A 14,025-nucleotide genomic window follows, 5' to 3' on the forward strand; every position below is an offset into this window, starting at 1 on the left:
CTTTCACCTAATTGCCAAGACCTAAGCGCTCGCCGGCATAGGAACCATCTTGCACACGACGCCACCAGGTTTCGTTATTCAAATACCACTGCACGGTTTTGCGAATGCCAGACTCAAATGTTTCTTGGGGCTTCCACCCCAATTCACGCTCAATTTTTTCAGCATCAATCGCATAACGCATATCGTGGCCCGGCCTATCTTTTACATAGGTAATGAGATCACGGTAGTGAGCAACGCCTTGTGGTTTCTGTGGTTGTAGCTCTTCCAATAACTCACAAATCGCTTCTACCACTTCGATATTACGGCGCTCATTATGCCCGCCGATATTGTAAGTGGTGCCCGGTTCAGCTGTTGTTGCCACTAAATGCAATGCACGCGCATGGTCCTCAACAAATAACCAATCACGAATTTGCTCCCCCTTACCGTATACAGGTAATGGCTTGCCCGCTAATGCATTGAGAATAATTAATGGGATCAATTTCTCAGGGAAATGATATGGACCATAATTATTCGAGCAATTAGTGACCATGGTTGGTAAACCATAAGTTCTTTCCCATGCCCTTACCAAATGGTCACTCGATGCTTTAGACGCAGAATATGGGCTACTTGGTGCATAAGGTGTTGTTTCAGTGAAGAACCCTTCTGGGCCTTCTAAATCGCCATACACTTCATCAGTGGAAATATGATGAAAGCGGAATGCAGCTTTTTTTTCTTCATCCAATGCAGACCAGTAGGAACGCGCGGCTTCTAACAGTGTGTAAGTCCCTACTATATTGGTTTCAATAAATGCAGCAGGGCCATCAATGGAGCGATCAACATGGCTTTCAGCAGCCAGATGCATGACTACATCTGGTTGATATTGTTCAAATACTTTGTCTAGTGCCGTTCTATCACAAATGTTCACTTGCTCAAAAGCATAGCGGGGGTGACTGGCAACAGCCGCTAAGGACTCTAAATTGCCAGCATAAGTTAAACAATCAACCACGACCGCACTGTCGCCAGTGTTCTCAATGATGTGACGAACAACCGCAGAACCGATAAACCCTGCGCCCCCAGTAATTAATATGCGTTTCAACGCCACACTCCTTTTGTATCAACAACCCATTTTTGTGGAATAGCTGAACCTTGAATACCTTTAAACATATTGTGATCAACTAACATGAGGATCACATCCGCTTCATTAACGGCTTGTTCAATCGATACTAATTCAGAAATACCTTTTAAAGAGGTTGGTAATTCATGGATATGAGGCTCAACCGCATAGGTTTTACCCGGGTTCCAGTTCGCCACCATTTTAGTAATGTGCATCGCTGGGCTTTCACGTAAGTCATCAATATTCGGTTTAAAAGATAAACCGAAGCACGCAATCGTCACTTCGTTGGCTTTTTTACCCGTTTCCACTAAACAATCTGCAACCGCAGCTTTTACTTGATCAACTACCCAAATAGGCTTGCCATCATTGACCAAGCGCGCCGTATGAATTAAGCGGGATTGTTTTGGATTTTGCGATACGATAAACCATGGGTCAACTGCGATGCAGTGCCCTCCAACACCCGGTCCCGGCTGAAGAATATTAACGCGAGGGTGGCGATTAGCGAGGCTAATTAGTTCCCACACATTGATATCTTGTTCAGCACAAATCAATGATAATTCGTTTGCAAAAGCGATATTAACATCACGGAAGCTATTTTCCGTTAGTTTACACATTTCAGCTGTTCTAGAGTTGGTAATAACACATTCACCTTCAAGGAAAATGTTATACAACTCACTGGCTCGTAGGGAAGATTTTGGCGTCATTCCACCCACGACACGGTCGTTTTTAATCAATTCGACCATGACTTGCCCCGGTAATACACGCTCAGGGCAATATGCAACATCGATATCTGCCTCTTCACCAGCTTGATGAGGGAAAGTTAAATCAGGACGAGCCTCTGCCATCCATTGTGCCATTTGCTCAGTCGTTCCCACTGGGGATGTCGACTCAAGGATCACTAAATCGCCTTTTTTCAGCACTGGAGCGACCGACTCTGCCGCAGCCCTAACATAAGTGAGGTCAGGCTCATGCTCACCTTTAAACGGTGTTGGCACAGCAATAAGATAAGCATCGGCAGGCTGTGGTGTAGTAAAGGCTTTCAGGTGACCTTCTTCAACGGCTTTTTTCACCACAACATCCAGCTCAGGTTCGACAATGTGGATTTTCCCCTGATTAATGGTGTCAACGGCGTGTTGATTAACATCTACACCAACCACTTGCTTTTTACGTGATGCAAAGGCTGCTGCTGTCGGTAAACCAATATAACCAAGGCCAATAACAGAAATAGTTTCAAAACTCATAATTTCACCTGATTACCTTTTAATGCTGCAAGAATACGCTGACATGCATGACCATCCCCATACGGGTTATGTGCGCGGCTCATTTCATGATATTCCGCGTCATCTGTCAGTAACCGATTAACTTCTTCCACAATTTTTTGTGTATCTGTCCCCACAAGGCGAACTGTACCTGCATCAACTGCTTCAGGGCGTTCTGTGGTGTCTCTCATAACCAAAACCGGCTTACCGAGAGAAGGAGCTTCCTCTTGAATACCGCCAGAATCCGTCAAAATCAAATAGGAATGATTCATCAAGTAAACGAACGGTAAATATTCTTGAGGGCTAATTAAAATAATATTATCAATGTCATGCAATATACGTTTAACTGGTTCACCCACATTAGGGTTCAAGTGAACTGGGTAAACAACTTGGACATCTGGGTGTGCTTGGGCAATCTCTGCTAATGCATGGCAAATACGTTCAAAACCACCACCAAAACTTTCGCGACGATGGCCTGTAACTAAAATCATTTTTTTGTTTGGGTCAATAAATGGATAATTAGCTGCCAATTTTTCCATCATATACTGGTCGCTCATCACTTTATCGCGCACCCACAATAGTGCATCAATAACCGTATTACCCGTGACAAAAATATGGCTATCAGGGATTGACTCTTTTAATAGATTTTGGCGCGAATTTTCAGTTGGAGCAAAATGATACATGGCCAAATGGCCTGCAATTTTACGGTTTGCTTCTTCAGGCCACGGTGAATAAAGATCACCAGTGCGTAACCCAGCTTCAACATGCCCGACTGGGATACGATGATAAAATGCGGCGAGGCTAGTCGCCATCGTTGTTGCTGTATCTCCATGAACCAAGACAACATCAGGTTGGAAATCAGCAAAGACAGCTTTTAACCCCTCGAGAATACGGCATGTAATATCGGTTAAATCTTGCCCAGGTTTCATAATATTGAGATCATAATCGGGAGTGATCTCAAACAGTTTCAGTACTTGATCTAGCATTTCACGATGCTGAGCGGTGACACATACTTTTGCTTCAAAAAATTCATCCGCAGCAAGTGCATGAACCAACGGTGCCATTTTAATAGCTTCAGGCCGTGTGCCGAATACAGTCAATACTTTCACAGTGACTCTCTTATATTTATCTTTCGCAGTGTGCTGCTTTTGTAATCTTAATGACTTCATAATGCCACTGATGAAAACATCAGTGGCATATCCCAAAATCAAGATGGGCGACGGCGAGCAAGTACCACTCCGGCACCAACTAACAACCCTATGGCTCCCCAAAGAACCATCATAAAGGCTCGACGAGGACTATCGCGTTTTACGGGGTCTTCAGGAGTCCGCAGGTAGCGATATGCTTGGAAATTATCTTGGAGAGTTGGTCCTACGCTCAATGTTGATAACATGGCAATATTTTGATCATAATCGGTATCATGATCAGGACCTGTAGCTTTCAATGTTTCAATTTGTGCCTGTAATAATGGGGCACCTAACATGAACATTTTAGAGTCAGGGAGTTCATCCACTGGTGTTGTACTTTGATTACGCACAATACCTTGTTTTTCCGCGACTTTAAGTGCTTGTTCTAAGACATTCAGACGTCTTTCATAAGCCGCGTTGGCAACCATATCTTCACGCTTAACTAAGGCTTTCATGGATTGCATTTTAGTTGCCCAAGTACCTTTAATTTCATCGTTCAGGTTCGTTGTTGCGCGTTGATTCGCAAACTGAGTGTACTGGCGCAATAATTGATTCGCATCTGCTGATGTTTCAGCCACTAACTTAATACTATCTGTTAGGTTTTTGATTTCATCGGCGGGAGTAAATTCAATATTATTGATGAGTTCATCCAATAATGCAGCATCCGCTTTTGGGTCATTTTCCAAGCGTTGCTTATAGTAATCAGTACTCAACCAAAATTGACGGCGTGTATCATAAGAACCAAGTTGTTTTGTAAACTCTTGGTACGCTTCTTTTGCGATCGTCGGTAATTGCCCTTCTTGCCCGGTATTATTTATACGGGAATCGAGGTTGCGCAGAAATTGCTGCTGAGAGTAATAGCTTCCCAGATTATTTACAGTTGGTAAATCCGTGATTGCGGTTGCGCTCCACTTGGGTTGCATAAAATAAGATGCTCCCAATGCAATTGCAGCAAAAATAACTGCAAATGCAATGATCCAAATTTTGCCTTGCCACAATGAGCGGCATAAACCACGGATATCCAATTCCGGCTCTATTGGTGTTTGATGCTGACTCGGTTGTGTTTCTGAGTTATTCACTGCACAGAACCTCTATTTTCGTTTTGTCGTTACCGTACTGCACCTCGACGGACTCTACGTCTAACTCGTTTAATAAAACGGGCGACTTTCCAAGCTCGTTTGATGCAATAACCATACATCATAAATACAAGCAAAAATAATGCCAACATTACCCACTCTGGTACAAATGTTAACCTTTCGCCAATAATTCCGATACATGCCAAGATAGCTGCAGATAAAGTAATCAATACAAATGCACCTTTTGGCGTGAAACCGGAACGCATAATCAAATGATGAATATGTTGGCGGTCTGGTGAGAATGGACTCATACCTTTACGAATTCGGCGATACATAATGGCAACCATATCCATTAATGGGATCGCAATAATCCATAAAGCTGTTACTGGGTTAATAGGGTGAACTTCTTCCTGAGTTGAAGCGACTAAGATCCAAATAATGGTGAAACCGATCAAAGTACTTCCTGCATCCCCCATAAATACTTTAAAACGACGCCCTAACACGCCTAAATTTAACAGAATATAAGGAAGGATAGCTGCAATAAAGGCAAAACACCAAAAGGCTAATGCAAAATTACCATTTTGATAAAGTAAAAAGCCGAGTGCCCCAAAGGAAACCGAAGATAACCCCCCAAGTAACCCATCAATACCATCAACCATGTTAAATGCATTGATTGCAGCCCATACGGCAAAGAGAGTGACAATATAACCAAATGGACCAAGAACGAGTTCCCATGGCCCAAATGCATGGCCTAATGATTCAAGTTTTAGCCCTGCTGCTGTCATCATAACAACCGCAACAATTGCTTGGATCCCTGCCCTTAATTTTACACTAATATCAAACCTATCATCTAGCGCACCGATAAAGACCAATAAACCTGCACAACTGATATACAGCCATTTATGGGGTATATACTCTTCAGTTATATAAAACGCAAAACAGATCCCAAAGAAAACGGAAATTCCCCCAACAAGAGGAACTAATCCTACGTGCTTTTTCCTGAAGTTAGGCTTATCAACTAACCCGATTTTTATCGCAACAACTCGGGCCAGAAAAATAAAGGCTAACGAAAACAAGAAAACGTAGAAGAGGTTGGTTACAAAGTGTATGGTGTCCACTGTTCGACTCTCTTAATCTTTATATTTAACTTTCAAAACTAAATTTTTTTTGGTGAATGCCGATAAGTAAGCAAGCGCCAATGCATTATCATCTTGGCAATAAAATCCGCTATAAGACGAATCTTCATTCGTACAAAGACTCCTATAACATTATCAATATACACACTACACGTGTGTTTTTAATTCGATAACGAAACATTTCCAAGTTTATACTTTATAGCTGCAATATGCATGCCATAAAATCAATACGCTAAAATAGAGTTAATCAATTGACCATTAAATAATCATTTAAAGATTAAATAATAAAACGCCCTAAATAAATTTAATTTCAATCACAAAAATATATAAAACCAATTAATTTCTTTAAATTCAATGAACTAAAAGAAAACCATTGTTTTGTATGTCTTTAATTATTGTAGCGTAGAGAATATACACTTGTTTAACTAATACAGCGTGTAAATAAAGAAATAAAACATAGGGTTAATTTATCTAAACTAACACCATACAACAATAAATATCATTTATAGCTTATTTTATAACTTCATTTTTTGTATTCAGCAAAGATATGGGTGCAAAAAAATAGGTGCCAATAATGGCACCTATTTATAAGATTTGAAAATCTTAGCTGCTATGCTCTTTTCATGAAGTCAAAAAACTCTTCATTTGTTTTAGTCATTGCGAGTTTACTAATGAGGAACTCCATCGCATCGATTTCACCCATAGGATGAATAATCTTACGTAAGATCCACATTTTTTGTAGCTCATCTTGCGACGTCAGCAACTCTTCTTTACGGGTACCAGAGCGGTTGTAATCGATAGCAGGGAATACACGTTTTTCTGCAATCTTACGAGAAAGATGCAATTCCATGTTACCTGTACCTTTAAACTCTTCATAGATAACTTCATCCATTTTAGAGCCGGTATCGACTAACGCAGTCGCAATGATTGTTAGGCTTCCACCTTCCTCAACGTTACGAGCAGCACCAAAAAAGCGTTTTGGGCGATGTAATGCGTTGGCATCAACCCCACCGGTTAATACTTTACCGGATGAAGGAACGACGGTGTTATATGCACGAGCAAGACGCGTAATGGAATCAAGTAAGATAATAACGTCTTTTTTATGTTCAACCAGACGTTTAGCTTTTTCAATCACCATTTCAGCAACTTGAACGTGACGTGCAGCTGGCTCATCAAAAGTCGAAGCAATAACTTCACCTTTAACTAAACGCTGCATCTCTGTCACTTCCTCTGGACGCTCATCAATAAGCAGTACCATCAGAACGCAATCAGGGTGGTTATGTGCAATGTTTGCTGCAATATTTTGCAGTAACATTGTTTTACCTGCTTTAGGTGGAGCCACGATCAAACCACGTTGCCCACGACCGATTGGTGCAGCTAAATCCAGTACACGCGCAGTTAAATCTTCCGTAGAACCGTTACCGCGTTCCATACGCAGACGACTATTGGCATGTAATGGTGTTAAGTTTTCAAAAAGGATTTTACTGCGGGCATTTTCAGGTTTGTCGAAGTTAACTTCGTTGACTTTCAGGAGGGCAAAATAGCGTTCACCTTCTTTAGGAGGACGAATTTTTCCTGAAATTGTGTCACCTGTACGTAGGTTAAAACGGCGGATTTGGCTAGGAGAAACGTAGATATCATCAGGACCTGCGAGGTAAGAACTATCAGCTGAACGGAGGAAACCAAATCCATCCTGCAATATTTCCAGTACGCCGTCGCCGAAAATATCTTCTCCACTTTTTGCATGCTGCTTCAAAATAGAGAAAATAATATCCTGCTTTCTCATACGGGCTAAGTTCTCTAGCCCCATGTTTTCGCCTAACGTAATCAATTCTGATACTGGCGTATTTTTTAATTCGGTAAGATTCATAATGGTGGGTTCTTTAACTCGGGGTAATTCTCGAACTATGAACGTAAATTGACGGCAACTTAATAACTAAGTGCCAGTTTAACTTTATACAGCCCTGTTGGTAACGGATTCATCATACGCTCACAACAATGCATAAAAATTTTTGCTAGTCATTACTAATGATTTTTCTAACATGTGACTACGATTCACCTGAAAGATGTTCGGTATATTATTAGAAACACACACAACATTAGCAATAGTTTTTTGTACATTTAGGACAACATCTATCCCAATATCGCAAATTTAACGCCAGAACCGCATTAAATAACACATTTGAACTGAACGTTAACTTTTCCCAGTTTGTTACTATCCCCTAAGATCTAATAACATTAGATTACATTACTGTAGCTTATGCACTATCTTTAACTAAGATGAAAAACACATTGGAATAAATGATATTGAATGCAGCAGTAGCTTGAACTCAACGTCTAAATTCTCAATTTTCATATTTAAAATCATTGTGTCATCAGTTTTTGATCATTAACAATCATTACGAAACAATTATCACAATACAGAACTAACAAACTAGATATATAAGATAAGAGCAATGGAATACAAAGTAATTCATATGGGTGCTATACGAGGAATAATGATAACTTATCATGCTTAAGTGAAGACGTCTAGCGGCTCTCTAGATAAAATAGATATACCGCTAAACGTTTTGGCTTGTATATAACGATAACTTACAGATTTCCGTCTAGAAATTCTTTCAGTTGCGTTTTTGATAATGCGCCCACTTTGGTTGCAGCAACTTCACCATTTTTGAATAAAAGAAGTGTCGGGATACCACGAATTCCATATTTTGGGGCGGTAGCCGGGTTTTCATCAATATTCAGTTTTGCGATGGTCAATTTGCCTGTATATTCATCAGCAATTTCATCAAGAATAGGCGCGATCATTTTACAAGGACCACACCATGCTGCCCAGAAATCGACGAGAACAGGTGAACTTGCGTTCAAAACTTCAGTTGCAAAACTTGCATCAGTTATATGTATAATTTTATCGCTCATGTTGTACTCCAAAAATTCATCTTTTGCAGACTTAGTGTAACATTATTGGCAGCAGTATGCTTTATTTCAAAAGATACACTTTCGTAAACCAACCGTTAACTGATATTCTAACATACTATGAGTAAAGCACACTTGACAGAAAAGAAGTTTTCCGACTTCGCATTGCACCCTAAAGTCATTGAAGCTCTTAATAAAAAAGGCTTCGATTATTGCACGCCAATTCAGGCGTCCACTTTGCCTTTTACTGTCGAAGGCAAAGACGTAGCGGGTCAAGCGCAAACTGGTACAGGTAAAACGTTAGCATTTTTAACGTCTACATTTCATTATTTATTAACTCATCCCGCTATTGAGGGGAAAAAAACTAACCAGCCTCGCGCGCTAATTATGGCACCAACTCGTGAACTGGCAGTACAGATATACTCAGATGCTAAAGAGCTTGCTGAATATACTGGCCTGAAAATGGGCCTAGCCTATGGTGGTGATGGTTATGATGAACAATTAAAAGTTCTACAAAATGGCGTCGATATTTTAATTGGCACAACGGGTCGTCTTATCGACTATGCCAAACAAAACTACGTCGATTTAAGCGCAATCCAAGTCATTGTTCTCGATGAAGCTGATCGCATGTATGACCTTGGGTTTATTAAAGATATTCGTTGGCTATTTCGCCGTATTCCGGCTGCAACAGAAAGGCTTAACCTGCTGTTCTCCGCAACACTATCTTACCGCGTCAAAGAATTAGCATTTGAACAAATGAATAACCCTGAATATGTTGAGGTAGAACCTTTGCAAAAAACAGGTCATCGTATCAAAGAAGAGTTATTTTACCCTTCTAATGAAGAAAAAATGCGTTTACTCCAAACCTTACTTGAAGAGGAATGGCCGGAACGTTGTATCATTTTCGCTAATACAAAGCATCGTTGTGATGATATTTGGGCTCATTTAGCTGCAGATGGTCACCGAGTGGGGCTACTTACTGGGGATGTCGCACAGAAAAAACGCCTACGTATTTTAGAGCAATTCACACAAGGTAGCCTTGATATTCTCGTCGCAACTGACGTGGCTGCTCGGGGTTTACATATTCCATCTGTAACTCATGTTTTTAACTATGATTTACCTGACGATTGTGAAGATTATGTTCACCGAATTGGTCGTACTGGCCGTGCTGGCGAAAGTGGTTGCTCAATCAGCCTCGCGTGTGAAGAATATGCACTCAACTTACCGGCTATCGAAGAGTATATTCAACACTCAATCCCTGTGAGTAAATATAATAGCGAAGCACTATTGGATGATTTACCGGCACCAAAACGCCGTCATCGTCCTCGCCCTGGGGGCCCTCGCCGCAATTCAAATTCGCCGCGTCGCCACAATGGCCCACGTAATAACCATAAACGTCCAGGCTGAGTAAAAACGATATGCTGAAATCTTCTTCTCTTTATGCTGCCATCGATTTGGGTTCAAACAGTTTTCATATGCTAGTAGTGCGCGAAACTGCTGGCAGCATTCAGGTTATTTCTAGGGTTAAACGCAAAGTTCGGCTTGCGGCTGGGTTAGATAAAAACAACCTTCTTTCTGAACAAGCGATGGAACGAGGCTGGCAGTGTCTGCGCCTATTTTCGGAACACCTACAAGATATTCCGAACACGCAAATTCGAGTCGTCGCCACAGCGACATTACGCTTAGCTAAAAATGCTGACCTATTTATCGAGAAAGCCAGTAATATCCTAGGAAACCCCGTTAAAGTTATTCAAGGAGAAGAAGAAGCTCGCCTAATTTACCAAGGTGTCGCACATACGACAGGCGGCCCTGATCAACGTTTAGTCGTTGATATTGGCGGGGGCAGCACTGAGCTAGTCACAGGGACTGGTGCTAAAGCGGAGCAACTTTATAGCCTTGAAATGGGCTGTGTTACTTGGCTTGAACGCTATTTTAGCGACCGAAGTTTAACAGAAGAAAATTTTTCTGCAGCCCAAACCGCTGCACAAGAAGTCATCGCCCCAATTGCTGACGCCTTAAAAACCCATGGATGGAAAATTTGTGTTGGAGCATCAGGAACAGTCCAAGCAATTCAAGAAATTATGATTGCTCAAGGCATGGATGAATTAATCACCCTCTCAAAGTTACAACAGCTTAAGCGTAAAGCAATTCAATGCCAAAAACTTGAAGAACTTGAAATTGAGGGTTTAACCTTTGAGCGAGCCCTTGTTTTTCCAAGTGGATTATCGATTCTAATCGCAATTTTCGAAGCTTTAGGGATTGATAACATGACACTAGCTGGGGGCGCTCTTCGAGAAGGGCTCGTCTACGGTATGTTGCAATTACCTATCGAGCAAGATATTCGAGCCCGTACTGTTCGTAATATTCAACGCCGCTTCCAAGTTGACATTGAGCAAGCGAGTCGAGTTCGTCAACTTGCGGAGTACTTTTTCCTACAAGTGGCAAAAAATTGGGGGTTAGATACTCGTTGTCGTGATTTATTATCAAGTGCTTGTGCTTTACACGAAATAGGCCTCAGCGTTGATTTCCGTAAAAGCCCTGAACACGCCAGCTATCTAATAACACACCTTGATTTGCCCGGTTTTACCCCTGCGCAAAAACGGTTACTCGCAGCACTATTAAGAAACCAACAAGGCCCTGTCGACTTAGCATCTTTGAGCCAACAAAATGCATTACCCATACAGCAGGCATACTATTTATGCCGTTTACTGCGGCTAGCCATTATTTTTTCTAGCCGTAGACGTGATGATACATTGCCAGCTTTAAGACTCAATACGGATGCTAATGGGTTAACAATTATGCTGCCTTATCGTTGGTTAGCAGATCACCCTTTGCGCGCAGAAAATTTACAGCAAGAAGTCCAATGGCAAGGTTATGTAAATTGGCTATTAGAGCTAGAAGAACGTAATAGTTCAAATTGAGAGTTCTTTCCACACTAGGGGAAACCTAGTGTGGAACCTAATTAATTGTTATTTTCTGTTTTCTTATTTAACCCTAAGCGCGCTTTAATATCTGCTAATGCCGATTGCCCTTTTTGCATACGCTCCTGCGCACTAACCACTTTGCGTTCCTGCTCCCACAATACATCATCCTGAGGTAACTCAAGTAAAAATCGGCTCAGTTCAGGGCGGATTAATTCGCCATATTGCCGACGCTCACGACAATGAGAAAAAAACAGCTCTTTTTGTGCTCGAGTGATCCCTACATAAGCCAAACGGCGCTCTTCATCAATATTATTTTCATCGATACTACTTTGATGTGGCAGTAACCCCTCTTCCATACCAACAAGAAAAACATATGGAAATTCAAGACCTTTAGATGCATGCAATGTCATAAGCTGAACTTGATCGGATTCTTCATCGTCTTCTCCACGCTCCATCATGTCACGTAGCGTAAAACGTGTTACCACTTGGCTCAAAGTCATTGGGTCATTAAGTTCATCGCCTTCAACCATTTCACTCATCCATGTGAACAATTGGTTGACGTTTTTCATTCGCATTTCAGCCGCTTTAGTACTCGTGGATGTTTCATATAACCAGCTTTCGTAATCCATTTCTCGCAATAAATCACGTACAGCAATCAAAGGCTCTCTTTGCGAAGTTTGTACAATTCCATCCATCCAATGTGTAAATCGTTGTAATGCTTCTAAGCCTTTACCTTTTAGTGTTTGCTCTAGCCCCAAATCAAAGCTAGCTTGATATAAGCTTTTACCTCGTTGGTTCGCCCATTCGCCTAGTTTTTGAATTGTCTTGGGGCCAATCTCCCGACGCGGTGTATTCACTATACGTAAAAATGCACTATCATCCTCAGGGTTAGTTAGTACTCGCAAATAAGCTAATAAGTCTTTGATTTCAGGGCGTGAAAAGAATGATGTCCCGCCGGAAATACGATATGGGATGCGGTTTTGCATCAACATTTTTTCGAAAATACGTGATTGGTGATTACCACGATACAAAATAGCGTAATCTTTATATTCTGTTTTATTGATAAAATGATGAGCAATCAGTTCCCCAATAACTTTTTCCGCTTCATGGTCTTCATTATTGGCAGTTAAGACTTTTAATGGTGCGCCATATCCTAATTCAGAGAATAACTTTTTCTCAAACACATGGGGGTTATTCGCAATTAAAATATTCGCAGCTTTCAAAATTCGCTCTGAAGAACGGTAATTTTGCTCAAGTTTAATGACATTCAACTTAGGGAAATCTTGGCTAAGTAAAACAAGGTTTTGTGGGCGAGCACCACGCCATGAGTAGATTGATTGGTCATCATCCCCCACAACGGTAAACCTTGCTCGCTTTCCTACGAGTAATTTAACAAGTTGATATTGACTCGTATTGGTATCTTGATACTCATCCACCAGCAAGTAACGGATTTTTTGCTGCCAGCGTTCACGCACTTCTTCATTATGATATAACAACAAAGTGGGTTTGCTGATAAGGTCATCAAAATCCAGCACATTACAGCTTTTTAAATGTAACTCATAGCGGCGATAACACTCGGCAAAATGATGCTCTTTCTCACTACGAGCCTGCCCCACCACCTTTTCTGGTGAAAGAAGATCATTTTTCCAATTAGAGATCGAAGAGATCAGCTGTTGTAAAAGATCCTTATCTTCTTCAAGCAAATCAAAAGTCAGCTCTTTAAGTAGTGCTAGCTGGTCTTGGTCATCAAACAATGAAAAATTGGCTTTAATACCCAATGCCTTATATTCACGTTTAATAATTTCTAGTCCTAATGTATGAAAGGTAGAAATGATCAAACCACGGGCTTCTTTTTTCCCTAATGTTTGAGCAACACGCTCTTTCATTTCGCGAGCCGCTTTATTGGTAAAAGTCACCGCTGCAATTTGCCGAGGTTGATAGCCACACTGGCGAATTAAATGCGCAATTTTATTCGTAATAACACGTGTTTTGCCTGATCCTGCCCCTGCCAATACAAGGCAAGGGCCATCGACAAATTCAACTGCCTGTTGCTGGCCTGGGTTTAATCGCATGGTTTTTCTACATCACCTAGTTATTCAAAATGGAACTCGCTACAGATTGTAGCAGAAACCCAACCAACTCTTGAGCAACGATCCCGTCTATTTATAAAAAACAAAAAAACCACACTATTCACTAGAACAATGTGGTTATATCAATAATGCATTTTTCTAAACTATTCGTGTTAGAGGAAGGCGGCAAAGGAGGTTAGCCCAAGGAGCATACATTAGTATGTGACTTGGGTAACCGAGTGCTGCCAACGCACCTATCACGCGAAGAGTGACGAAAAATTAGGTTATCCCAAGGAGCATATATTAAGTATGTGACTTGGGTAACCGAGTGCTGCCAACGCGCCTATCACGCGAAGAGTGACGAA

The 14,025-nt window shown here is 41.2% G+C and carries 10 protein-coding genes; 2 read left to right on the top strand and 8 right to left on the bottom strand.

Translation table 11 applies throughout. The annotated features are described in order from the left end of the window. Nucleotides 1–7 precede the first annotated feature (7 nt). The 7 genes from rffG to trxA form a co-directional block, all read right to left on the bottom strand. Entirely contained in the window at nucleotides 8–1,075 is a 1,068-nt protein-coding gene (gene rffG / locus RB151_RS20915) for a dTDP-glucose 4,6-dehydratase (RefSeq protein WP_071548711.1), read from the bottom strand. Next, a complete protein-coding gene (wecC, locus tag RB151_RS20920) occupies nucleotides 1,072–2,334 on the bottom strand; it encodes a UDP-N-acetyl-D-mannosamine dehydrogenase (protein ID WP_042845888.1) in 1,263 nt (420 codons plus the stop codon). Before wecC ends, rffG begins: the two co-directional genes overlap by 4 nt. Then, the gene (gene wecB / locus RB151_RS20925; RefSeq protein ID WP_048605856.1) at nucleotides 2,331–3,461 is read right to left on the bottom strand and encodes a non-hydrolyzing UDP-N-acetylglucosamine 2-epimerase; all 1,131 of its coding nucleotides are present in this window, start codon (nucleotides 3,459–3,461) and stop codon (nucleotides 2,331–2,333) included. Before wecB ends, wecC begins: the two co-directional genes overlap by 4 nt. Nucleotides 3,462–3,559: 98 nt before the next feature. After that, nucleotides 3,560–4,618 (bottom strand): ECA polysaccharide chain length modulation protein, encoded by a 1,059-nt coding sequence (wzzE, locus tag RB151_RS20930; RefSeq protein ID WP_042845890.1) that lies wholly within the window; start codon nucleotides 4,616–4,618, stop codon nucleotides 3,560–3,562. Between the two features lie 29 nt (nucleotides 4,619–4,647). Then, nucleotides 4,648–5,733 (bottom strand): UDP-N-acetylglucosamine--undecaprenyl-phosphate N-acetylglucosaminephosphotransferase, encoded by a 1,086-nt coding sequence (wecA, locus tag RB151_RS20935; protein WP_042845892.1) that lies wholly within the window; start codon nucleotides 5,731–5,733, stop codon nucleotides 4,648–4,650. A 628-nt stretch (nucleotides 5,734–6,361) separates the two neighbouring features. After that, nucleotides 6,362–7,621 carry a transcription termination factor Rho gene (gene rho, locus RB151_RS20940; RefSeq protein ID WP_042845893.1) on the bottom strand — a complete coding sequence of 420 codons (1,260 nt, stop codon included), beginning with the start codon at nucleotides 7,619–7,621 and terminating at the stop codon, nucleotides 6,362–6,364. A 722-nt stretch (nucleotides 7,622–8,343) separates the two neighbouring features. After that, nucleotides 8,344–8,670: a thioredoxin TrxA gene (trxA, locus tag RB151_RS20945; RefSeq protein ID WP_042845895.1), complete on the bottom strand. Its 327-nt coding sequence runs from the start codon at nucleotides 8,668–8,670 to the stop codon at nucleotides 8,344–8,346. Between the two features lie 117 nt (nucleotides 8,671–8,787). Between trxA and rhlB the strand changes: the two genes are divergently transcribed. Further along, nucleotides 8,788–10,074 (top strand): ATP-dependent RNA helicase RhlB, encoded by a 1,287-nt coding sequence (rhlB, locus tag RB151_RS20950; RefSeq protein ID WP_042845897.1) that lies wholly within the window; start codon nucleotides 8,788–8,790, stop codon nucleotides 10,072–10,074. Between the two features lie 11 nt (nucleotides 10,075–10,085). Next, nucleotides 10,086–11,588, top strand: coding sequence for a guanosine-5'-triphosphate,3'-diphosphate diphosphatase (gene gppA, locus RB151_RS20955; protein ID WP_042845899.1), 1,503 nt, complete (start codon nucleotides 10,086–10,088; stop codon nucleotides 11,586–11,588). A gap of 41 nt (nucleotides 11,589–11,629) precedes the next feature. Here the strand turns inward: gppA and rep are convergent, their stop codons facing one another. Beyond that, nucleotides 11,630–13,663 (bottom strand): DNA helicase Rep, encoded by a 2,034-nt coding sequence (gene rep / locus RB151_RS20960; RefSeq protein ID WP_042845901.1) that lies wholly within the window; start codon nucleotides 13,661–13,663, stop codon nucleotides 11,630–11,632. Nucleotides 13,664–14,025: the final 362 nt, after the last annotated feature.

This window comes from Providencia rettgeri (assembly GCF_001874625.1).
Classification (GTDB): domain Bacteria; phylum Pseudomonadota; class Gammaproteobacteria; order Enterobacterales; family Enterobacteriaceae; genus Providencia; species Providencia huashanensis.

What these genes read in the sequence shown, in the direction of transcription:
- wecC (WP_042845888.1), bottom strand. Translation starts at nt 2,334, where the DNA reads ATGAGTTTTGAAACTATTTCTGTTATTGGCCTTGGTTATATTGGTTTA.
- rho (WP_042845893.1), bottom strand. Translation starts at nt 7,621, where the DNA reads ATGAATCTTACCGAATTAAAAAATACGCCAGTATCAGAATTGATTACG.
- trxA (WP_042845895.1), bottom strand. Translation starts at nt 8,670, where the DNA reads ATGAGCGATAAAATTATACATATAACTGATGCAAGTTTTGCAACTGAA.
- rhlB (WP_042845897.1), top strand. Translation starts at nt 8,788, where the DNA reads ATGAGTAAAGCACACTTGACAGAAAAGAAGTTTTCCGACTTCGCATTG.
- gppA (WP_042845899.1), top strand. Translation starts at nt 10,086, where the DNA reads ATGCTGAAATCTTCTTCTCTTTATGCTGCCATCGATTTGGGTTCAAAC.
- rep (WP_042845901.1), bottom strand. Translation starts at nt 13,663, where the DNA reads ATGCGATTAAACCCAGGCCAGCAACAGGCAGTTGAATTTGTCGATGGC.